Source organism: Pseudomonas quebecensis, assembly GCF_026410085.1.
Taxonomy (GTDB): Bacteria; Pseudomonadota; Gammaproteobacteria; order Pseudomonadales; family Pseudomonadaceae; genus Aquipseudomonas; species Aquipseudomonas quebecensis.
In genome coordinates this window covers 3686452-3706091 of sequence record NZ_CP112866.1, presented here as the reverse complement: position 1 = coordinate 3706091, position 19640 = coordinate 3686452, and the positions used below count along the sequence as shown (strand labels likewise).

20 protein-coding genes and 1 tRNA gene are annotated in these 19640 nt (G+C 54.3%); 13 read left to right on the top strand and 8 right to left on the bottom strand.

Features of this window, described 5'->3' with window-relative positions; genetic code table 11:
* Window positions 1-30 precede the first annotated feature (30 nt).
* Complete coding sequence (locus OSC50_RS17240) at window positions 31-1464, bottom strand: M48 family metalloprotease (RefSeq protein ID WP_266248400.1); 1434 nt, start codon at window positions 1462-1464, stop codon at window positions 31-33.
* A gap of 95 nt (window positions 1465-1559) precedes the next feature.
* Here OSC50_RS17240 and OSC50_RS17235 point away from each other — a divergent pair, with 95 nt between their 5' ends.
* On the top strand, window positions 1560-1799 hold the full coding sequence (locus OSC50_RS17235) for a sulfurtransferase TusA family protein (RefSeq protein WP_181081101.1): 240 nt from the start codon (window positions 1560-1562) through the stop codon (window positions 1797-1799).
* A 57-nt stretch (window positions 1800-1856) separates the two neighbouring features.
* On the opposite strand, the gene OSC50_RS17230 is transcribed toward OSC50_RS17235, so the two are convergent.
* Window positions 1857-2330: a peroxiredoxin gene (locus OSC50_RS17230; RefSeq protein WP_181081100.1), complete on the bottom strand. Its 474-nt coding sequence runs from the start codon at window positions 2328-2330 to the stop codon at window positions 1857-1859.
* A gap of 10 nt (window positions 2331-2340) precedes the next feature.
* On the bottom strand, window positions 2341-2901 hold the full coding sequence (locus OSC50_RS17225) for a glycine cleavage system transcriptional repressor (protein WP_003172487.1): 561 nt from the start codon (window positions 2899-2901) through the stop codon (window positions 2341-2343).
* A gap of 273 nt (window positions 2902-3174) precedes the next feature.
* Between OSC50_RS17225 and dapA the strand changes: the two genes are divergently transcribed.
* From dapA to OSC50_RS17185, 8 genes are all read left to right on the top strand, one after another.
* On the top strand, window positions 3175-4053 hold the full coding sequence (gene dapA, locus OSC50_RS17220) for a 4-hydroxy-tetrahydrodipicolinate synthase (protein ID WP_266248403.1): 879 nt from the start codon (window positions 3175-3177) through the stop codon (window positions 4051-4053).
* 17 nt (window positions 4054-4070) lie between these two features.
* Window positions 4071-5186: an NlpB/DapX family lipoprotein gene (gene bamC, locus OSC50_RS17215; RefSeq protein ID WP_181081098.1), complete on the top strand. Its 1116-nt coding sequence runs from the start codon at window positions 4071-4073 to the stop codon at window positions 5184-5186.
* A gap of 4 nt (window positions 5187-5190) precedes the next feature.
* On the top strand, window positions 5191-5949 hold the full coding sequence (locus tag OSC50_RS17210) for an MBL fold metallo-hydrolase (RefSeq protein ID WP_181081097.1): 759 nt from the start codon (window positions 5191-5193) through the stop codon (window positions 5947-5949).
* Between the two features lie 27 nt (window positions 5950-5976).
* A complete protein-coding gene (gene purC / locus OSC50_RS17205) occupies window positions 5977-6690 on the top strand; it encodes a phosphoribosylaminoimidazolesuccinocarboxamide synthase (protein WP_010212191.1) in 714 nt (237 codons plus the stop codon).
* 83 nt (window positions 6691-6773) lie between these two features.
* Window positions 6774-6863, top strand: a tRNA-Ser gene (locus OSC50_RS17200).
* 473 nt (window positions 6864-7336) lie between these two features.
* The gene (locus OSC50_RS17195) at window positions 7337-8410 is read left to right on the top strand and encodes a DUF262 domain-containing protein (protein WP_032830587.1); all 1074 of its coding nucleotides are present in this window, start codon (window positions 7337-7339) and stop codon (window positions 8408-8410) included.
* 2 nt (window positions 8411-8412) lie between these two features.
* On the top strand, window positions 8413-9147 hold the full coding sequence (locus tag OSC50_RS17190) for an MAE_28990/MAE_18760 family HEPN-like nuclease (RefSeq protein ID WP_266248406.1): 735 nt from the start codon (window positions 8413-8415) through the stop codon (window positions 9145-9147).
* Entirely contained in the window at window positions 9144-10211 is a 1068-nt protein-coding gene (locus tag OSC50_RS17185) for a DNA cytosine methyltransferase (RefSeq protein WP_008074453.1), read from the top strand. Before OSC50_RS17190 ends, OSC50_RS17185 begins: the two co-directional genes overlap by 4 nt.
* A gap of 166 nt (window positions 10212-10377) precedes the next feature.
* Here OSC50_RS17185 and OSC50_RS17180 read toward each other — a convergent pair whose 3' ends face one another.
* A complete protein-coding gene (locus tag OSC50_RS17180) occupies window positions 10378-12543 on the bottom strand; it encodes a hypothetical protein (RefSeq protein WP_266248409.1) in 2166 nt (721 codons plus the stop codon).
* A 447-nt stretch (window positions 12544-12990) separates the two neighbouring features.
* Here OSC50_RS17180 and istA point away from each other — a divergent pair, with 447 nt between their 5' ends.
* Both istA and istB read left to right on the top strand, forming a co-directional pair.
* Window positions 12991-14490, top strand: coding sequence for an IS21 family transposase (gene istA, locus OSC50_RS17175; protein ID WP_266249693.1), 1500 nt, complete (start codon window positions 12991-12993; stop codon window positions 14488-14490).
* Window positions 14483-15286, top strand: a complete 804-nt coding sequence (gene istB / locus OSC50_RS17170; protein ID WP_266248411.1) for an IS21-like element helper ATPase IstB — start codon at window positions 14483-14485, stop codon at window positions 15284-15286. Before istA ends, istB begins: the two co-directional genes overlap by 8 nt.
* Before the next feature lie 212 nt (window positions 15287-15498).
* Here istB and OSC50_RS26060 read toward each other — a convergent pair whose 3' ends face one another.
* Window positions 15499-15690, bottom strand: coding sequence for a DUF1508 domain-containing protein (locus OSC50_RS26060; RefSeq protein WP_181081086.1), 192 nt, complete (start codon window positions 15688-15690; stop codon window positions 15499-15501).
* 29 nt (window positions 15691-15719) lie between these two features.
* Here OSC50_RS26060 and OSC50_RS17165 point away from each other — a divergent pair, with 29 nt between their 5' ends.
* On the top strand, window positions 15720-16157 hold the full coding sequence (locus tag OSC50_RS17165) for a hypothetical protein (RefSeq protein WP_266248413.1): 438 nt from the start codon (window positions 15720-15722) through the stop codon (window positions 16155-16157).
* A 162-nt stretch (window positions 16158-16319) separates the two neighbouring features.
* Here OSC50_RS17165 and nadS read toward each other — a convergent pair whose 3' ends face one another.
* Both nadS and OSC50_RS17155 read right to left on the bottom strand, forming a co-directional pair.
* A complete protein-coding gene (nadS, locus tag OSC50_RS17160; RefSeq protein ID WP_181081085.1) occupies window positions 16320-16607 on the bottom strand; it encodes a NadS family protein in 288 nt (95 codons plus the stop codon).
* A 2-nt stretch (window positions 16608-16609) separates the two neighbouring features.
* The gene (locus tag OSC50_RS17155) at window positions 16610-16924 is read right to left on the bottom strand and encodes a type II toxin-antitoxin system RelE/ParE family toxin (RefSeq protein WP_266248415.1); all 315 of its coding nucleotides are present in this window, start codon (window positions 16922-16924) and stop codon (window positions 16610-16612) included.
* A gap of 580 nt (window positions 16925-17504) precedes the next feature.
* On the opposite strand from OSC50_RS17155, the gene OSC50_RS17145 reads away from it, so the two are divergent.
* Window positions 17505-18005: a hypothetical protein gene (locus OSC50_RS17145; RefSeq protein ID WP_266248417.1), complete on the top strand. Its 501-nt coding sequence runs from the start codon at window positions 17505-17507 to the stop codon at window positions 18003-18005.
* Window positions 18006-18108: 103 nt separating this feature from the next.
* Here the strand turns inward: OSC50_RS17145 and OSC50_RS17140 are convergent, their stop codons facing one another.
* Entirely contained in the window at window positions 18109-19605 is a 1497-nt protein-coding gene (locus OSC50_RS17140; protein WP_266248419.1) for a hypothetical protein, read from the bottom strand.
* Between the last annotated feature and the right edge of the window lie 35 nt (window positions 19606-19640).

Below are 19640 nucleotides of genomic sequence, written 5' to 3'. Positions count from 1 at the left end.
GAGAGCGGGGCTTTTTTGTGGGCGATGGATTCAGCTCATCATCCCTTTGACCAGTCGTTCCTGTTCGATCAACTCACGCTGGCGCGCATCGATCCGCGACGACAGCGGGAAGTTGTTGCCGGCACGGCGCTTGGCAAAGTCCAATTGCTGGATAGCCTGCTGGAAGTCGCCTACCAGCGCGAAGTATTCGGCGCGGGCCTGGTGCAGGCCGATGATGTTGCCGGACAAACCGCGCGTCTCGGCGACCTGATACCACACGTCCGGATCATCCGGGCGGGATTTGAGCAGCGCATCCAGGGCCTTTTCCGCATCGGCGGTGCGATTCTGCTTGAGCAGCAGGTCGACCCGGACCTGATTCAGCGGGTAGTTACTGGGGTATTGGGTGAGCATCTTGTCGGTGCGTTGCTGGGCATCGGGCAGGCGGTTGTTGATGATGTCCAGCTCGATCTGCGCCAGGTTGTAGGTGATATCGTTGGGAGCCTTAGCCAGCAGCGGCGCCAGGTTCTCCCGTGCTTCCTTGAGTTTCGTGCCTTTGATCTGAGCAATGGCGAGGCCGTAGCGCGCCACATCGTTCTTTGGATTTTCGTCGAGCTGTGCCTGGAAGCGTTTCGCAGCCAGGCCTGGGGTGTCTTCGTATTTCAACTGCACCCGTGCGCGAATCAACTGGTAGCGCAGGCTGTCTTCCTTGCCGCCGGGCTTGGCTTGTTCGGCGCGGTTGCGGGTGTCGGCGATCCGGGATTCGGTTACCGGGTGAGTCAACAGGAATTCCGGTGGCTTGGCGTCGAAGCGGTATTGGCGCATCAAGCGCTCGAACATGGTTGGCATTGAGCGTGGGTCGTAACCGGCTTTTTCCAGATTGACGATGCCGATGCGGTCGGCCTCTTGTTCATTCTGTCGGGAAAAACGACGCTGCTCCTGGATCGCTGCGGCCTGAGTGCCGGCAATCGCTGCAATGCCAGCATCGCCCGCGCCTGCTGCGGCAGCGATGATGCCGCCGAGCAGTGCGGCCATCATCGGTACCTGCATGCGCTGTTGTGCTTCAACGCCTCGTGCGAAGTGGCGCTGGGACAAGTGAGCCAGTTCGTGAGCCAGCACCGAGGCGTATTCGCCTTCGGTGTGGGCATTGAGAAACAGTCCGCCGTTGACCCCGACAATCCCGCCCGGTGCGGCAAAGGCGTTCAATTGCGGGCTGTTGATCAGGATGAATTCCAGGCGCCGGTCGTTGACCTGGCTGGTCTCCACCAGCTTGTAGACGCTGGTTTCAACATAATCCTTGAGTTGGGGGTCGTTGAGCTGCGAGACCTGGCCCCGCAGGTACGCCAGCCAGGCACGACCCAGTTGGTATTCCTGTTGCGGCGAGACAATGGCAGAACTGGCGTCGCCCAGCGACGGCAAGTCATCGGCGAAGCCGGGAGAGGCCAGCAGGCAGGCCAGCGTCAGCAGGGAAGGGCGCAAAAAATTCATGCACGAGGCCTTTCGACAAAGAGCTTACTGTAGCCGGACACTGAGCTTCGGACCAGATATTCTAAGCGCCCCGAATGCTTGTCCCGGAGTAAGACATGACCGACCCCATCGCCTTCGACGCCGAGCTTGATGCCAGCGGCCTCAATTGCCCGTTGCCCTTGCTCAAGGCCAAGCTGGAGCTCAATCGATTGGCCAGCGGTGCGGTGCTCAAGGTGATCGCCACCGATGCAGGCTCGCAGCGCGACTTCCGTACCTTCGCCAAACTGGCCGGGCACACCTTGTTGCGCGAAGAAGATGCCTGCGGTGTGTACCGGTATTGGTTGCGCAAGGCCTGATCTGTCTGGCCCGCTGCCGCTGCAGGCGAGAGCAGGCCCTCGCCTGCCGATGCCGGTTCAGGCCTTGTTCAAGGCCTGGGCGGCGGCCAGCACCGCATCCACATGCCCTGGCACTTTCACGCCGCGCCATTCCTGGCGCAGCACACCGTCTTTATCGATCAGGAACGTGCTGCGGTCCACGCCCAGGTATTCCTTGCCATACAGCTTCTTCAACTTGATCACGTCAAACAGCTGGCAGACCGCTTCGTCCTTGTCGCTGAGCAGCTCAAAGGGGAATGCTTGCTTGGCTTTGAAGTTTTCGTGGGACTTCACGCTGTCGCGCGACACGCCGAACACTTCGGTGTCGGCAGCCTGGAACGCTGCGTGCTGGTCGCGGAAGCCCTGGCCCTGGGTGGTGCAGCCCGGCGTGCTGTCCTTGGGGTAAAAGTAGAGCACCACCTGCTTGCCCTTGAGGGCGGCCAGGCTGAACGTCCGGCCGCTGGTGGCCTGGGCTTCGAAGTCGGGTACGGGTTGGTCGATGACTACCGCCATGGGTACATCCTTACATTGGGTTCTGTGGTCGCCACGGTTCGATCAGGGCGTCGAGGTTCAGCGCATCGGCGAAATCCAGGAACTGGTCGCGCAGCCAACTGATCTGCACGCCGGCCGGCAACGTCACGGTGAATGTGGCGTTGAGCATGGTGCCGCCGGTCTGGGGCGCCTGGTAGGTGTCGCACGTCAGGTTCTCCAGCTCGACGTTATGGTCGATGAAGAACTGGCACAGCTCATTGACGATGTCCGAACGGTAGGCCGAGCTGACATAAGCTACGTAAGGCAGGGCCTGGGGACGGTTCTCCAGGGCCGCGCTGCGTACCACGTTAACGGTGAAGTCATGCTTCTTGGCCAGGCCCGGCAGGCCGGTCTCCAGGCGCGCCAGGGCGTCCCAGGTCCCGGAAATCTGCAGCACCAGGGCGCTGCACTCGCCATGGCGGGTCAGGCGAGAGGTTACGACGGCGCAGCGGTTCTCATGGCTGGCGCGGCACAGGACGTTGGTCAGCTCCATGGGGTTGGCGCCGAGGGCACTGATAACAAGGAATTGTTCGCGAACTGTGGGGGTGGACATGCAGCCTTCCTAAAGCGATGAGCGGTCGATACCGAGAGGGCCGTATCGATCAAAGGATCAAGGGTAGCGAAAAGCGTCGCCAAGGGCTAGGAGGTGGCGATTTCATTGCGTCATCGGCCCGATTCCAGCGGTCCTCGAATCGCCCTTTGGCCCGATGATGGCATCGATCGCCGTTTAGTTGCGTCAGAACGCATCCTCACGCGGTACTTCGCTTGTGCAAGCATCTTGGCGCCAGTACCATTACGGCTCTCTTTTTCCGGCAGGAGCGGTTGCATGATTGCGGGCAGTATGGTGGCACTGGTCACACCCATGGATGCACAAGGTCATCTCGACTGGGACAGCCTGGGCAAACTGGTGGACTTCCACCTGCAAGAAGGCACCAATGCCATTGTTGCGGTCGGCACCACGGGTGAATCGGCCACACTCGATGTGGAAGAACATATCCAGGTCATCGAGTTCGTGGTCAAGCGCGTGGCCGGGCGTATCGCGGTCATCGCCGGCACGGGCGCCAATTCGACGCGTGAAGCGATCGAACTGACCAAAAACGCCAAGAAAGCCGGTGCAGATGCCTGCCTGCTGGTGACCCCGTACTACAACAAGCCGACCCAGGAAGGCCTTTGCCAGCACTTCCGCACCATTGCCGAAGCCGTCGACATTCCGCAGATCCTCTATAACGTGCCGGGTCGTACCGCCTGCGACATGAAGGCCGAGACCGTAATCCGCCTGTCCACCGTGCCGAACATCGTCGGCATCAAGGAAGCCACCGGCGACCTGCAGCGCGCCAAGGACATCCTGGCCGGCGTGAGCGCCGACTTCCTGGTGTATTCCGGTGACGACGCCACTGCCGTCGAGCTGATTCTGCTGGGCGGCAAGGGCAATATCTCCGTGACCGCCAACGTGGCCCCCCGTGCTATGAGCGACATGTGCGCCGCCGCTCTCGCCGGCGATGCCGCCAAAGCCCGTGCGATCCACGAGAAGCTGATGCCGCTCAACAAGACACTGTTTATCGAATCCAACCCTATTCCCGTGAAATGGGCGCTGTTCGAGATGGGCATGATGCCGGACGGTATCCGTCTGCCGCTCACCCGTCTCAGCGAAGCCTGTCACGAACCGCTGCGACAGGCCCTGCGCCAGTCCGGCGTCCTGGTTTAATTGAGGAAGCACTACGCATGAAGCGATTGGCCGGACTTTCCGCACTTGCCTTGATTATCTCCAGCACCAGCGGCTGCGGTTGGATCTGGGGCCCGGAAGGCTACTTCCGTGACCGCGGCAGCGATTATCTGGAAGCACAAGCAACCAAACCGATGCAATTGCCGCCGGACGTCAATGTCGCCAAGCGCCTTGACCCATTGCTGCCGATTCCACGCAACGTCGCCGATGACACCACCAAGGGTGAGTACGTGGTGCCACGTCCACAGCCGATCGCGGCCGTGGCCGATGCCAGCGACTACAGCCTGCAGAAAAGCGGCGACTCGCGCTGGATCGTTGCTCAACGTCCACCTGCCGAAGTCTGGCCGGTGGCGGTGCAGTTCTTCCAGGACAACGGTTTCCGCATTGACGAACAACGTCCGCAGACCGGTGAATTCACCACTGCGTGGCAGCAGGGCAATGAATTGTCCGCCAGCATGGCCAAGCGCCTGCAAGCCGGTGGCGTCGCCGCCGATAGCGAAACGCGTGTGCGCGTGCGGATCGAACCCGGCGTACAGCGCAATACCAGTGAAGTCTATGTGGTGAGCGCCGAGCGCCCTGCCGGCAGCACGTCCAACGTCGAGTTCACCAATCGCTCGGTCAATACCGGTGTCGACTCTGCACTGGTCGATGAAATGCTGGCCAGCATGAGCCGGATCTCCGAGAAGGGCGGTTCGGTCTCGCTGCTCGCGGCCCGCGATTACGACACCCCAAGCCGCGTCAGCCTCACCGAGGACGGCAGCGGCAACGTGGTGCTGAACCTGGGTGAAGACCTGGATCGCGCCTGGGCCAGCGTCGGCCGTGCCTTGGAGCAAGGCCCATGGCGCGTTGAAGACATCAACCGCAGCCTGGGTCTTTACTACATCAACGTCGCCGAAAAGGCCGAGCGCAAGGATGACGAGCCTGGTTTCTTCGGCAAGTTGTTTGGCAGCACACCGACCAAGGAAGAAGTCGAGACCCGCGCCGAGCGTTATCAGGTCCGTTTGAGCAAGGTTGGCGAAACCGTGCAAGTCACGGTCGAGAAGAACATCAACACCGTAGCGCCGGCTGAAACAGCGCGCAAAGTGTTGGGCGTGATTCAGGACAACCTGGGCTGATCCGATGCGTTTTGCCGTTCTCGGCAGCGGTAGCCAAGGAAACGGCACGCTGGTCGCCCATGACGACACGTATGTGCTGGTCGATTGTGGTTTCTCGCTACGGGAAACCGAGCGACGCCTGCTGCGCCTGGGGGTTCACCCCACGCAGCTGAGCGCGATTCTGGTGACCCACGAACATGCCGACCACGTGCATGGCGTGGGTTTGCTGTCTCGGCGCTACAATCTTCCGGTGTACTTGAGTCGCGGTACCTTGCGCGGGATGCGCAAACCCATTGAACCCGCAGGTTTCCTGGCCGGTGGCGAGACGTTGCAGGTCGGTGCCTTGAGCATCGACGTGATTGCCGTCGCGCACGACGCTCAGGAACCGACGCAGTATGTCTTCAGCGATGGGGAGCGGCGTTTCGGCGTGCTCACCGACCTGGGTTCCTACTGTGCCAAGGTGCTGGACGGTTACCGCAACCTCGATGCGTTGATGATCGAGTCTAACCACTGCCGAGACCTGCTGGCGCGTGGTCACTACCCGTATTTTCTCAAGCAGCGGGTGGGCGGCGAACGGGGGCATTTGAACAACCACCAGGCGGCGTACCTGGTGTATGAGTTGGGCTGGCAAGACCTGCAACATCTGGTCCTGGCCCACCTGAGCAGCAAGAACAACCTGCCGACGCTTGCCCGGCAATGTTTTGTCGACACCCTCGGGTGCGACCCGGACTGGCTGCAACTGGCCGATCAAGATTCAGGGCTCGACTGGCGACATATCGCCTAGCCCACCTCACTCAAAGCGGAGCCCATCATGGAAAAACGTGAAGAACTCTACCGCGGCAAAGCCAAGTCGGTGTACAAGACCGACGACGCCAACCGCCTGATCCTGCTGTTTCGCAACGACACCTCGGCGTTCGACGGCAAGCGCATCGAGCAACTTGATCGCAAGGGCATGGTGAACAACAAGTTCAATGCCTTCATCATGCAGAAGCTCGAAGCGGCCGGTATTCCGACCCAATTCGACAAGCTGCTGGGCGACAACGAATGCCTGGTGAAGAAACTGGACATGATCCCGGTCGAGTGCGTCGTGCGTAACTACGCCGCCGGCAGCTTGGTCAAGCGCCTGGGTGTGGAGGAGGGCCTCAAGCTAAACCCTTACACCTTCGAACTGTTCCTGAAAGACGATGCCAAGGGCGACCCGTTCATCAACGAGTCCCACGTTGTGGCTTTCGGCTGGGGCACCGCCGAGCAATTGGCGCGCATGAAGGAATTGTCCCTCAAGGTCAACGACGTGCTGAGCAAGCTGTTCGACGACGCCGGCCTGCTGTTGGTGGACTTCAAACTGGAATTCGGCGTATTCCATGACGGCTCCATCGTCCTGGGTGACGAGTTCAGCCCGGACGGCTGCCGCCTGTGGGACAAGGACACCAAGAAGAAGATGGACAAGGACCGCTTCCGCCAGGGCCTCGGTGATGTCATCGAAGCCTACGAAGAAGTCGCCAACCGTCTGGGCGTACCGCTTTAATCGACGCAAGCATCTGATAGCACGGAAAAAAATCTCGCAAGAGCTTTGCTTCCACGAAACAGGCTGTTATGATGCGCGCCGTTGGAGAGATGCCAGAGTGGCCGAATGGGACGGATTCGAAATCCGTTGTACCTTCACCGGTACCTAGGGTTCGAATCCCTATCTCTCCGCCATATTTAGCTAGGAAATCAGGCACTTACGGAAAACGTAATGTAAAGAGTTTTTCTAGCAGCAGTAAGGTGATCCCACAGTGATCCCACAAAGCCCGCATGGCGTGATAACGTCTTGCGGGCTTTTTTGTTTTCCGTTGCCAAGGGTAACCAGAGAACCTTAGTCCTGACGGTTTGCCTATTGCTGTCTACCCATCTTTCCCGCCCCGTTTGCCGCAAGCGTCCTCAGAGCGCGTGAGTGAGCTTTTCGGGAAGGTCGGTAACATCAAGCTGGTTCTTGCCCTCCGCGTCTTGGCGGTACGGCTCAGGCGCCAAGATATGGGCTGGCTCTCAAACCCACTGCGGCCCTTGTGGTATCGTTGGGAAATGCCTATCTGATGGGACAAATTGCTCTGCCGGTAGGCCAAACATTTTTCAGTTAGTTAGCTGCAAAGCAGCGCGTTCAGGGCGCGAACCTAAAGAGAACAACGAAGCCTATGAGACCTCCAAAGCAACATGCTGCGAAAACCAAGGATGACATTGCGAGTGCGGAGGCTCAGATTGTTGAGCTATCGAAGCGAATTGAATTCTATCTTACTGAATACTCCATTGAGCTTTTGGCTGCCAAGGTCAAGAATGGCGAATTTGTAGTCCCTCCCTATCAGCGTAGCTTCACATGGGAAGACGACCGAAAATCACGATTTATAGAATCGGTGCTTTTGGGCCTACCAATCCCGTTTCTGTTTTTTTGGGAAATGCCAAACGGTAAGCTGGAAATCGTTGATGGATCACAGCGACTGAGGACCATTGCTGAATTCGTGCATGATGATTTTCGCTTAGGAGAGCTTGAGAGCTTGACGAAGCTTTCAAGTTTTACATTTGCTGAGCTGCCCGAGTCTCGCAAACGGAAAATCAATAATAGGTCGATTCGAGGCATTGTCTTGAATGAGCATGCTGATGAACAAGCACGCTTCGATCTGTTTGAGCGGATTAACACTGGTAGCAAAATCGCAAATCATGCTGAGGTGCGTAGGGGAGCACTGGCAGGTGATTTTATGAGCCTCATTATTGAACTCGCCGTGGACCCTAGGTTGAAAACTCTCGCGCCGGTTTCAACCAAAGATGAGAAGGAAAGGGGGCGGGAAGATCTTGTTACCCGACTTTTTGCTTACGGTGACGGGTTGCAGGGCTACAAAGATCGTCCGGCTGAATTCCTTTTTGGTTACGTCAAAGGTATGAATGAGCGTGTGGCTGCTGACCCTAATCTAATTCAGGAGTATCGCCGTCAATTCGATCAGGTTATGAGTTTTGTTGAGAGGGTATTTCCTTATGGTTTTAGGAAAACTCAGACCGCGAAGGCGACTCCTAGAGCGAGATTCGAAGCAATAGCTATCGGAACAAGATTGGCTCTCAACGACGACCCAACACTCCATAACGCTCAAAACATCGACGTGCAAAGATGGCTGGATAGCGATGAGTTCAAAAGAGTCACTGGGTCTGACGGGGCCAACGCTGTCGCTCGTTTGCGTGAGCGAATTGGTTTTGTGCAGCAGCGATTGTTGGGCAACTGATCATGGAAGAACTGAGAGCTGCTTTCGAAGAGAGATTGGCCGAAGTCGAGGAGTACCTGGAGTTTCTCAAGTTACTGCAAGCCAGCATGCAAGCAGGTCCGCCTAAATTTTCAGGGACGGATCAGGTCATAAATGTCCAGCAGCAAAAAATTCTCTATGCAGGTGTATATTTGCAGCTGTACAACCTCGTCGAGTCGACAATGACGAGATGCATAGATTTTATAGCTCAAAGCGCTTTCAAAGATGCTACGTGGCGACCTAATGATTTAAGCCAGACACTGTTTCGAGAGTGGATACGGTTGACTGCTAGGACTCACACTGAACTCACACCTGAGCATCGATTGGATCATGCTTTAACTCTTTGCAGCTTGTTAGTTTCCGCAAGCCCGCTTACAGAGTTTTCCATCGAAAAAGGTGGTGGTGGGAACTGGGATGATAATGAAATCGAGGCTATGGCCACTCGTTTGGGTTTTCGATTGAATGTCAGTCGAAGGGTTTATAGTGATGTGAAGAGAAAATTTAGAGACGATTTAGGCCCACTTGGTCTAGTCAAAAAACTTAGAAATATGCTCGCGCATGGATCGATTTCTTTTACAGAAAGCGCGGAGGCGGAGACGGTTGTTCGCCTAATAGAGCTAAAGGATAATACAGCTAATTATTTGAAAGAGGTAATAGTCTGCTTTGGCGGCTATGTCGAAAGATATGAATTCCTTATTCCTGAGCGGCGCCCAGCTTGAACCAGTCAGTTAATTTTAACGCTGTATGCACTCCAGTTATAACCGCAATTGATTTATTTTGTGGCGTGGGCGGTCTTACGCGTGGGCTAATTGATGGTGGTATTTCTGTTACGGCAGGCGTTGATATCGACCCCAATAGCCGATATCCATTCGAAAAAAATAACTCAGCGGTTTTTCTAGAACGTGATATCAGTCAGCTAAAAGGAGACGACCTTAGAGCGTTTTATAATGGCTCTGGGGTCACCCTGTTAGCTGGATGTGCACCTTGTCAGCCATTTTCGACTTACAGCCGAAGTGGGCGAAATAGCCAATATGAAGCGCAGTGGCCTTTAGCTTTAGCCTTCGGAAATCTGGTAAATGAGTTGAAGCCGGATTTGGTTGCGATGGAAAATGTGCCGCAGCTTGCGGATCATCCCGTTTTTCAAGATTTTGTAGATAGCCTGATTGGATATCACACATGGTGGGGCGTAGTAGATTGTTCTTTGTATGGGATTCCTCAAACGCGTAAGCGTCTTGTGCTGCTCGCTTCACGATTAGGTGACCAAGATCTGAAGCTGGTACCTACTCATGCTAAGGCGGTTACAGTGAGAGATGTCATTGGGGGGCTGCCTGCATTAACCGCAGGAGGTAAGGATCCTAACGATGCACTTCACTACGCATCCTCACTAAGTGAACTGAATCTTCAGAGGATAGAGGCCTCAGTACCGGGTGGTACTTGGCGAGATTGGCCTGAAGCGTTACAGGCTGCCTGCCACAAAAAGTCTACTGGGGCGACTTATCCTAGCGTCTATGGTCGGATGGAATGGGATAAGCCAGGTCCCACAATAACTACGCAGTGTTTCGGATATGGTAATGGCAGATTTGGTCATCCAGTACAAAATCGGGCGATATCACTTCGAGAGGCAGCAATGCTTCAAACTTTTCCCCAAAACTATCAATTTGTACCTTCAGGTACTCCAATCAGATTCAATAAAATGGGGCGGCTTATTGGTAATGCAGTTCCCGTAAGGCTGGGAGAAGTTATAGCGCAAACATTAGTTTCGCATGTTAATAATTATCGATAAGACAGATTTTTGTTAGATCTAGCAAGAATACAAAAAAGCGGCTACCGGCCGCTTTTTTTAATGTTTACACGCCGCGCCAACAATCTATTTCGCAACTCAGAAGATACAAGCATGAATGAAAGCTCTCAAGGTTATTATTTGCTTTGGGTTTTTTCGGTTTAGAAGTCTACTTGTGAGGGCCGATATATCGATACTTCGTCTTAATTAGTGCGTTTGTCTTTTCAAGATCATATTGATAGGTTCTGAAATGCATTATTCCGCTTCGGAACGCAATTGAAAACGGTAGTGGCAGTTTGTGACGGACCATATCATCACTAATTACCTCTCCGGTCATGTATGCAACAAGATCCTCTCCATGGAATGTCTCTGATTTCCAACTATGATATTCATGGCCTGCGGATATCAATTTTCCGGTAGATATAAAGTTCATTAGTTCATTTGCATGAAATACCTTCACCCCATTTTTAGAAAGTCCAGTTAGGGCTCGATTCGCATTAATTACTCCATAATGGATGTTCTTTATGTTTTTCGGGTTTACTTTTAGATTTTTTAAAAACTGATCAAGCACTTGGCGATCCTTGAAACGCTCCTGAAATTTCTCAATCTGCGAAAAACCTTTCACTAGATGGGCATATGTGTTTCGCAGTTCAAAATCATTTACGGGGTGATAAGGGTTTTTACATTCGAATAGAAATAAATTCTCGCCGTACACTGCCGCAATATCTATCTCATCGTCACCAAACGGAAAGTCATGCTGAACAGTAAACCCTTGATCGTTCAGAATGTCTGATACGTTTTTGACCATATAGTCATACTTTCCAGAAACAGAAAAATGTACACCCTCATCGATAGCTAAGGATCTACACAAATTTGAATAAGCGAACAATGTAGGCATCACCAGATACCTGTGTTCTATGGTTAGTATGGGCTTGTACTGGAGGTCGATTACCTCATAATCCGTAACTTTATCATTTGTTAGTTTTTCAAGTAAACCCTCACAATCTGCTTGTGACTTGCCAGTAGTATTCTGGAATATCCTTACTAGATCCTTCTTATCAAAAACCGGAAGAACTGAGCGCTTTCTTATTAAATCAGAATTGGAATGTCCTTCTGCCCTCAACTTTTCATACGCTTTTTTATAAATGAAGGCTATAAATCCGAAAAAACGTTGCAGTTTAAATATATCAAAGCAGGCAAAATCTCGGTAAATTTTTGTATCAAATACATCTACATTATAATTTTCATCCATCAAGGCCATAAGCTGCATTTGTTCTTCTTTGAAAGGACGGTCGTGACCGAAAATGTTTGCTTGATGCCCATATTCAACATGAAACGTCTTTAAAACAATTCGTTCAAATGGAGCATTCTTAATGGCATGTACGACACTTTCCGCCTCTTGGCTATCCTTCAGCCAAAACTCATTCAGCATCTCCGCGTAACTTTTTGAATTCGCAGCCTCGTTATAGATTCGGCTTTGCGAATAAATTCTCAAGTCAGCTTTCGCATACCCATAGCTCTTAGCGGTTTCGAATTCAACGCTATCAACACTAAAGCTCCTAGTTTCTTCGTCAAACCAAACCCCATAGCCATAGAAGTCGACTTTAATTTCAGCCTCAAGATAATTTATTATTGCAAATGCGGCTTCGAGAAGATTGTGATAAAAGTCGTGACTAATGTTTTCATCAATGCCGTTGCTATCTTTAAGCTTTAAGCCTGAAGTGACTTCTCTATAGATCTGAACTATGTACGAGGCCGAGGTAAGGATGCTTTCTTTGTTGTTATGGAAAAGAATATCCATATAAGGTATTTCGGGGCGCTCATCATAGTGAGATAGCAAATCACTATACTTGGTCTCAGCTATAGAAAGTATTGTTTTGAGAAAATACCGCCTTGAGCTTGCCGCCGTTGCGATTTTATTCTTGAAATCCAATACGTCAGGGGCGAGTTTCAATAAACCATTAACGGATCTAATATAATTTAGCTCATCATCAGCTAAAGTTTGGCTGCGATACAGCTCTTCCAAAAGTTCTTTAGTTAGCTTTGGGTTAAAATTTGTTTTTGATGCCCTAAAAACCCCCTGCTTCCGAGCTTCCGCAATAGGCTTTTCTAAGTTTGTAAAAAATGTAAACCTGAGCATTCCAAATGAAGCGTTATAATCGCGGTTTCGGACATTGTTGAGGAGAATGGCTGTAGCAAACTTCAGAATTTCACGTCGCTTTTTTTCTGAGGTTGGTAGCTTTTCCCGTATTTTTTTTAGTGCTAAGTTGCGTACTTCCGCATCAATATGCTTGTTCGAAAGCACATCAATTTCTTCAGAATATAGATCTAGCATAACCTATCCTTATTTCTACTTTCCGTGTATCGCCATCACTAGGTTCCTTGAATGCTGTCTAGAGACTGCATCAACGCAATAGTGGCCGACCAAAAGGGGTTCTCCAGGGTAGCCGTGCCTGAGTTCAGCTCAGCTGAAAATCCGAGTTTTTCAACAAAATCGGCCGATTTCTGCCTGTCGCAACCGGCGACAATGGCAGCTCTCAGCCGATAATGATTATTAAGTGTGCTGGTCAAATTCGATGCAATCGGTGGTCAGATAGTATGCAAGCAAGTGGTCAGTATCGATGCAATCCGGCGGTCAGGTGAAGTGAAATTTCGCACGCTCTAACCTGTTGCCGCTGACCGAAAACTGACCCATTAAAGGCTGTTCTGCCGACTGAAAACTGACCCAGGTGTTCAACTGCTTCTGCTCACTTTCCGAGCAGGAGAACACCAGGTGATCAGCATGGAAATGATGGGAAAAATTCGGCGGATGTACTTCCGCGACAAGCTTTCGCTTCACCAGATAGCGAAGCGTACCGGGCTGTCCAGAAACACTATCCGAAAGTGGATCAGAGCCCCCGAAGCCAAACAGCCGGTGTACCAGCGGCAAGCCGCTTTCAACAAGCTCAGTCCTTTCCACGAAATACTGGAGCAGGCACTCAAAGCCGATTCGCTTCGGGCCAAACACAACCGCAGAACCGCCAAGGCTCTCTTCGAGCAGATCAGAGCCGAGGGCTACGACGGCGGCTACAGCCAACTGACCGCATTCATCCGCGCGTGGCGCGGCGAGCAAGGAAAATCCTTGCGAGCCTTTGTGCCGTTGACGTTCGCGTTGGGCGAGGCCTTCCAGTTCGACTGGAGTGAAGAAGGTCTGCTGATCGGTGGGCTGTTCAGGCGGATCCAGGTCTCCCACATGAAGCTCTGTGCCAGCCGCGCATTTTGGCTGGTGGCCTATCCCAGCCAAGGTCACGAGATGCTGTTTGACGCCCATACTCGCTCGTTTGGGGCATTGGGCGGCGTTCCTCGTCGCGGCATTTACGACAACATGAAAACGGCTGTCGACAAGGTCAGCAAAGGCAAAGGGCGGACGGTCAACGCCCGTTTTGCCGTGATGTGCTCGCATTATTTGTTCGATCCAGACTTCTGCAACGTAGCCTCAGGTTGGGAAAAAGGGATCGTCGAGAAGAACGTCCAAGACAGTCGGCGACGTATCTGGCTCGATGCTCAAGATTGCCTGTTTCATACCTTCGATGAGCTGAATGTCTGGCTCGGCCAGCGCTGCCGGACTCTCTGGAGCGAGCTGCCGCACCCGCAATATAAGGGGCTTACGGTGGCAGATGTTCTGGAGCTGGAGCGGGTGGAAATGATGCCGATGCCCAGCGCTTTCGACGGCTATGTCGAACGCACAGTGCGGGTCTCCAGTACCTGCCTGATCAGCGTGGCGCGCAATCGTTACTCGGTGCCTTGCGAGCGCGTCGGTCAGTGGGTCAGCAGCCGTTTATACTCCTCGCGGGTTGTGGTCGTTGCTGATGAAACAACTATCGCCAGTCATGAGCGACTGTTTGATCGAGACCAAGTCAGCTACGACTGGCAGCACTACATCCCGCTGATCGAGCGCAAGCCTGGCGCACTTCGCAATGGCGCTCCGTTTGCCGATTTGCCCAAGCCATTACGCCTGCTCAAGCGTGGCCTGCGGCGTCACGTGAACGGTGATCGCGTAATGACACAAGTCTTGGCTGCGGTGCCCATTACCGGCCTGGACTCAGTTTTGGTGGCCGTGGAACTGGTGCTTGAATCTGGCAGCTTGAGCGCGGATCACATCCTGAATGTCCTGGCTCGACTCACGTCCACGGCACCGCCGCCTTCTGTAGAAACGAGTCTTCAGCTCAAGGTCGCGCCGGCTGCCAACACGGCTCGGTACGACCAACTGCGCACCAAAGATGAGGAGAGCCGAAATGCGTGACTTGATGGCAGAACTTAAAGAGCTTCGCCTGCATGGCATGGCGCACGCGTGGGAAGAACTGGCAGCCCAAGGAGAAGCCTCGACAGCGTCCTCAAAATGGTTGCTGGAGCATCTGCTTCAGCAGGAACAAGCAGATCGTGCCGTGCGCTCCGTGACTCATCAGATGAACATGGCCAAGCTCCCCATGCACCGTGATTTGGCAGGTTTTGACTTCAGCGCTTCCAGCGCTGATGCCCGTCTGGTCAAGGAACTATCCAGCCTGGAGTTCACGGAAACGGCCCAAAACGTGGTGTTCATCGGCGGCCCTGGAACAGGCAAAACACACTTGGCCAGCGCACTGGCTGTATCCGGGATCACCGTCCACAACAAACGAGTCCGCTTCTTCTCCACGGTCGACCTGGTCAATCTGTTGGAACGTGAAAAGTACGATGGGAAAACGGGCCGGATTACACAGGGGCTGCTGCGCACAGACCTCGTCATCTTGGATGAGCTGGGCTATCTGCCCTTCAGCCAAAGCGGTGGCGCGCTGCTGTTTCATCTTCTGTCCAAGCTTTACGAGCACACCAGCGTGATCATCACGACCAACCTCAGCTTCTCGGAATGGTCGAGTGTGTTTGGCGACGCCAAAATGACCACAGCGCTGCTGGATCGACTGACGCATCACTGCCACATCGTTGAAACAGGTAATGAGTCCTATCGGCTGCAACACAGCACTCTGGCTGACCAGACAAAGATCAAGACACGTGAGCGAAAGCGCAAGGAAGGTGATGTTGTTGAGGACGATGAGCCATTTTGATCCCCATCGGAAAAATGCCCTGTCACACGCGCACATGTGGTGGGGCTTTCGATCTTTTGAGATCGGACAGGACTGCTACGCTAATCCACAATTGCTGATGACAAATCGGCAATCTGCCCTGGGTCAATTTTCAATCGGCAGGGTGGGTCAGTTTTCAATCAGCGCCGACATTCCGATTCTACCCAGTATTTCTACCCATCTCTTACCTCTGTTTACTCTGTGTAGAAGATCTTTGATGCAGTTGAATTTTGCATCAGATTGATGGAATGCGTGCAGTCTGAACGATTCACGTAGCTCTCACTGCTCCGAGCGATTTCCTCTCCATTCTTGGCGTAATAGATCCAGTACCACTGCCTAGAATTGTCTTTTTTCTGCCAGTAGCACGGATATGTAACCTCACCCATTTCATGCTCCCTTTATTCAGGCGGACACCATGTCCAGCGTGAAGCGTAGGCGAGCATTCCCGTTCTACAACCATTCCACACCCCTAATTCTTGGCAGGCTGCTATACCTCCCGGAAGGCGTGACGCCGTATCTTGAAAATATGGAGCAGGGAATGATTCGGAATATCGTCGTGGTCGGATTGCTGGGTTTTTCAGGGTTGGCGTTAGCTCAGTGGGGTGACGTGGAATACAACGCCACGTTGAAAAAGGAATACATCTACTGCGGTAGCCAAAAGTCGCTAGACGAATTCGGGGCCTTTGCTCAAGACGGGGATGAGGACGGCGCGAATAAGATGGTCAGTGACGGCAAGTGCCGCATCAGCTCCGGAATGAAGGTGCGGGTGTTCCAGGAAAACGAATACGCTGCAAGCTTCCTTTCACCCAGCGGGAAGGCGTTCTACACGTTTAAAGCATGGTTGAAGAAGTAGGAAAAAAGCTGCTGAATCAGCGAAGGCGGAAATGCGCTTAGTACGCGTATAGAAAACCGAATTTGCACCCTTTTTAAATCGGCAAATATTGGAGCTCTGGGGTGGCTCACTGGCTGCCCCTGAATCGCCCCGGATTCTTTAGACACCTTGCAAGCTCATTGCTCAACCCGCCAATGCGTTCAGCACATGTACTGGATCGTTGTGAATGGCCTTAAGCAGTGCTTTTGCTGGGCCAGTAGGCTCGCGCCGTCCCTGCTCCCAATTGCGTAAGGTTCCGAGTTGCACATCAATCAGTGCGGCAAACTTGGCTTGAGTCAGACCCGTTGCTTTGCGAATCTCTTTGACCTGTAGCGCATCAACGTGGAATTCGCGCGAAGGCTGACGCTCACCCCGTAGGATTTCGTTCATTTCCTGCACGCTTCCCATCAGCTCGTCAAAAAATTTGCTCATGATTATCTCCAGTGTTCGATTGCAGCCTTCAACGCTTTGCGTTCGTCGCTGGTCAGGGCGTGCTGTTCATTCTTCGGGTAGATCATCAACCGAATAATCTGCGACATCGAGACGAAGTGGTAGTAGATCACCCGGGCTCCACCTTGTTTGCCATGGCCCTTCGCAGCAATTCGAGCTTTACGAATTCCACCGGTGCCTTCGATCACGTCACCTGCGGACGGGTTAAGCATCAATGCACGCTGAAAAACAGTGTAGGCATCGTCATCAATCAATTCTTTCACACGGCGCGTGAAGGTTGGGGTCTCAATGAAAATCATAGCTAATGTACGCCATTGGCTTAGTTTTCGGCAATGCTAAGCCCGTATACGTCAGCGTGCAGCCGATGAGTTGTAACTGGTTTTTTTTACGAGTCTCGATGTATCGCAGGACTGTCGATATGCCATCCAGTAAAGACCCCACCGCTTGGGCCGTTACCCTCGCATGGCGGGCTCAACTGTGGCTGCACCACTCTGGCAATCCTCTCTGGGCTAAGCCTGCTAGAGCTCCCACAAGAGGCGGCAGCGTTCGTGGGGGCATGGTTGGGCTACCGGCGTCGACAAGGCGCGCAATCTGGCTGAACGCTTCGCCGGTGCCAAAATCCTCCCGACGCGACGAGGATGAATTAACACATCCCCCCAGCGCGGCTACGGCTACCGTTGGCAGCAGGCTCGCCTCGGCTGGTTAAGACATCACCCGCTGTGCGCCGAATGCGAGCGCCACGGCCGTATCACCCAAGCATCGGTCGTCGACCACATCCAACCCCATAACGACGCCCACAAACAACGCTTCGAAAAATCCGGCGTAATTCTCGGCTGCACAATCGACGGCCAACTCTGCTGCTGTCCTGGCAATCCTTCGTTGTCGATAGTCTATTTGGCTGGAAAGGCCCAGACGGTTTCCGCCGCTTCCGCACCGCCTACATCGACCGCCAAAGGCTCCGGCAAGTCGCCGCTGGCCACCGGCATCGGCCTCTACGGCATGACCTCGGACGCCGAAGCCCGCGCCGAGATCTACGCAGCCGCGACCAAAAAACACCAATCGATGATCCTGTTTCACGACGCGGTTTCGATGGTCGACCAATCCGCATTGCTGGCCGAGCGCCTGGAGAAATCCGGTCGCGGCGAAAAGGTCTTGAGCCTGGCCCACTTCGCCTTTGGCAGTTTATTCCGCCCAATCAGCGCCGACGACGGCGCGTCCGCCTATCGCGTTGCTGGACGAAATCCACGAATACAAACCCGTGTCGTGGTGGACATGATCCGCGCAGGCACCAAAAGTCGTCGCCACACGTCTCGGCGAACAGGCCGCACGGTTCAACATCGTCGGCGTGGCGTTCGATCCCTATCTCTCCGCCATTATTGAATAACCAAAAGCCCCTGAAAGGTTTAACCCTTTCAGGGGCTTTTGCGTTTCAGATGGCTTCATCGTAGAGGTGGGTTGTGTCCGGTGCGGGTACCGGCGTCCTTCACTCAAACACTAACCCCTCACTCCCCAAAGCCTCCACCATCTGCGCAAACTCCGGCAGCCGCGCCACATATTCCGTTTCGAACGCCAGATACCGATCCTGCGCCGCTACGTAACGAATCTGCGGTTTCACTCGCGGGATGTCTTTGGAGGACAGTTTCAGCACGTCATTGCTGCGCTGGTTCCAGAACCACGCCAGCGTGTGCGTGCCGAAGGTTTGCGTGTGGTAATTCCACACCCACCAATCGCCATGGCCGCGGGCGACGTGCAGTTGCCCATGAAAGGTGCGCAGGGTGATGACCTGCTTGGGTTGCGTGGTCAGCAGGCGCGTGTCCTGGCGCAGTTCGCTGCCGAAGCCGTCCAGGACTGCACGGGTGCTGGCGCCGGTGATGAAGTTGAAGCGCCACGCCAGCAGCACGGTTTCCTGATAGCCCGAGTGTTCGCGGTTGGGCCGTGTGCCTTCGCTGAACAACAGTACCTCGTCGCCTTCCAGGTACGCTGTGGCCGCGCGCAACTGATAACCCTCAGCCGGCAACGGTTTGGCGGCGATGACGGCGTGTTGCGCGGGGGCTTGGTTGCAGATCCAGCACTGCGGGCCGTTGTGCTGCATAAACAGCAAACGGTTGGGCCCGATAGGCAAGAGGGTCAGTTCATCCGGGTGTTCGAAAATGACCTCGCTGGTCTGCGCGGTGATGCGCCAGATCCGCGTCAACGGCTCGGGATCGTAGAGGCGTTGACGCTCGTATATCTGCCCATCGACCACCACGCAGGGCTCTTCAAACGCCGGCCATTGGATCTGGGCAGGCCCGAAACCCTCCACAGCATCACCCTGGCGGATCTCGTACTGATAGCGGTCATCCGAACCGTACGCGCCGCGCGTCACCTGACGCTTCCACAGGCTGTGTTGAACGTTGGCATCGATAAGTTGCAGATCGGCGCCGTCCACGCCGTCGTCGCGGGCTTCGAGCATGTCCTGCTCGGTGGGTGGCCAGGGGTTGTAATCAATCAGGAAGCACAGCCAGCGGTCTTCGTCCTGCTCGGTAATCGCGGCCCAGCCGTTGCGGTAGTTGTACGCGTGCACAGAGGTCGGGCCGGGGTAGTCGTGCACGTCCTGCAGCCACTTGAGCTTGCTGCGCCTGGGTGGGCGCGCGGGCGGTGTTTGCGCTTCGATCAGCGTGGGCGTGAAGCGTGGCGCTGCGTTGTGCTCGCGCCAATGCCGGGCAAACCGCTCGCGCTGATTGGTCGGGACAATCACCGGGCGGTAATCGTCGCCACCGGCGTCGAGGTTCCACAGGTCGAAGCCCTCGCGCGCCAATGCAGTGGCCAGCGTATCGAAGCACACCTCGGGCATTTCATTGCACAGTTCGTCCAGCAGCGCCTCGAATGCCGGGCCGCACAGCGCAGGGATATGGGGGTAGGAAGGCGGCAACAGGGCCAGCCATTCGCCGCCGGGAGTTTTCCAATCGATATGCACCAATGGATCGAAACCAGCTGTCATGACGCCTGCCTGCCCTGGGATTGTGTACCACGCCT

Bases quoted from the DNA above. Each gene is read 5' to 3' on its own strand.
- purC (WP_010212191.1), top strand. From the start codon at position 5,977: ATGGAAAAACGTGAAGAACTCTACCGCGGCAAAGCCAAGTCGGTGTAC.
- OSC50_RS17230 (WP_181081100.1), bottom strand. From the start codon at position 2,330: ATGGCGGTAGTCATCGACCAACCCGTACCCGACTTCGAAGCCCAGGCC.
- OSC50_RS17210 (WP_181081097.1), top strand. From the start codon at position 5,191: ATGCGTTTTGCCGTTCTCGGCAGCGGTAGCCAAGGAAACGGCACGCTG.
- OSC50_RS17225 (WP_003172487.1), bottom strand. From the start codon at position 2,901: ATGTCCACCCCCACAGTTCGCGAACAATTCCTTGTTATCAGTGCCCTC.
- dapA (WP_266248403.1), top strand. From the start codon at position 3,175: ATGATTGCGGGCAGTATGGTGGCACTGGTCACACCCATGGATGCACAA.
- OSC50_RS17155 (WP_266248415.1), bottom strand. From the start codon at position 16,924: ATGATTTTCATTGAGACCCCAACCTTCACGCGCCGTGTGAAAGAATTG.
- OSC50_RS26060 (WP_181081086.1), bottom strand. From the start codon at position 15,690: ATGGGTGAGGTTACATATCCGTGCTACTGGCAGAAAAAAGACAATTCT.
- bamC (WP_181081098.1), top strand. From the start codon at position 4,071: ATGAAGCGATTGGCCGGACTTTCCGCACTTGCCTTGATTATCTCCAGC.
- OSC50_RS17240 (WP_266248400.1), bottom strand. From the start codon at position 1,464: ATGAATTTTTTGCGCCCTTCCCTGCTGACGCTGGCCTGCCTGCTGGCC.
- OSC50_RS17180 (WP_266248409.1), bottom strand. From the start codon at position 12,543: ATGCTAGATCTATATTCTGAAGAAATTGATGTGCTTTCGAACAAGCAT.
- OSC50_RS17165 (WP_266248413.1), top strand. From the start codon at position 15,720: ATGTCCAGCGTGAAGCGTAGGCGAGCATTCCCGTTCTACAACCATTCC.
- istB (WP_266248411.1), top strand. From the start codon at position 14,483: ATGCGTGACTTGATGGCAGAACTTAAAGAGCTTCGCCTGCATGGCATG.
- OSC50_RS17140 (WP_266248419.1), bottom strand. From the start codon at position 19,605: ATGACAGCTGGTTTCGATCCATTGGTGCATATCGATTGGAAAACTCCC.
- OSC50_RS17195 (WP_032830587.1), top strand. From the start codon at position 7,337: ATGAGACCTCCAAAGCAACATGCTGCGAAAACCAAGGATGACATTGCG.
- OSC50_RS17190 (WP_266248406.1), top strand. From the start codon at position 8,413: ATGGAAGAACTGAGAGCTGCTTTCGAAGAGAGATTGGCCGAAGTCGAG.
- istA (WP_266249693.1), top strand. From the start codon at position 12,991: ATGGAAATGATGGGAAAAATTCGGCGGATGTACTTCCGCGACAAGCTT.
- OSC50_RS17235 (WP_181081101.1), top strand. From the start codon at position 1,560: ATGACCGACCCCATCGCCTTCGACGCCGAGCTTGATGCCAGCGGCCTC.
- nadS (WP_181081085.1), bottom strand. From the start codon at position 16,607: ATGAGCAAATTTTTTGACGAGCTGATGGGAAGCGTGCAGGAAATGAAC.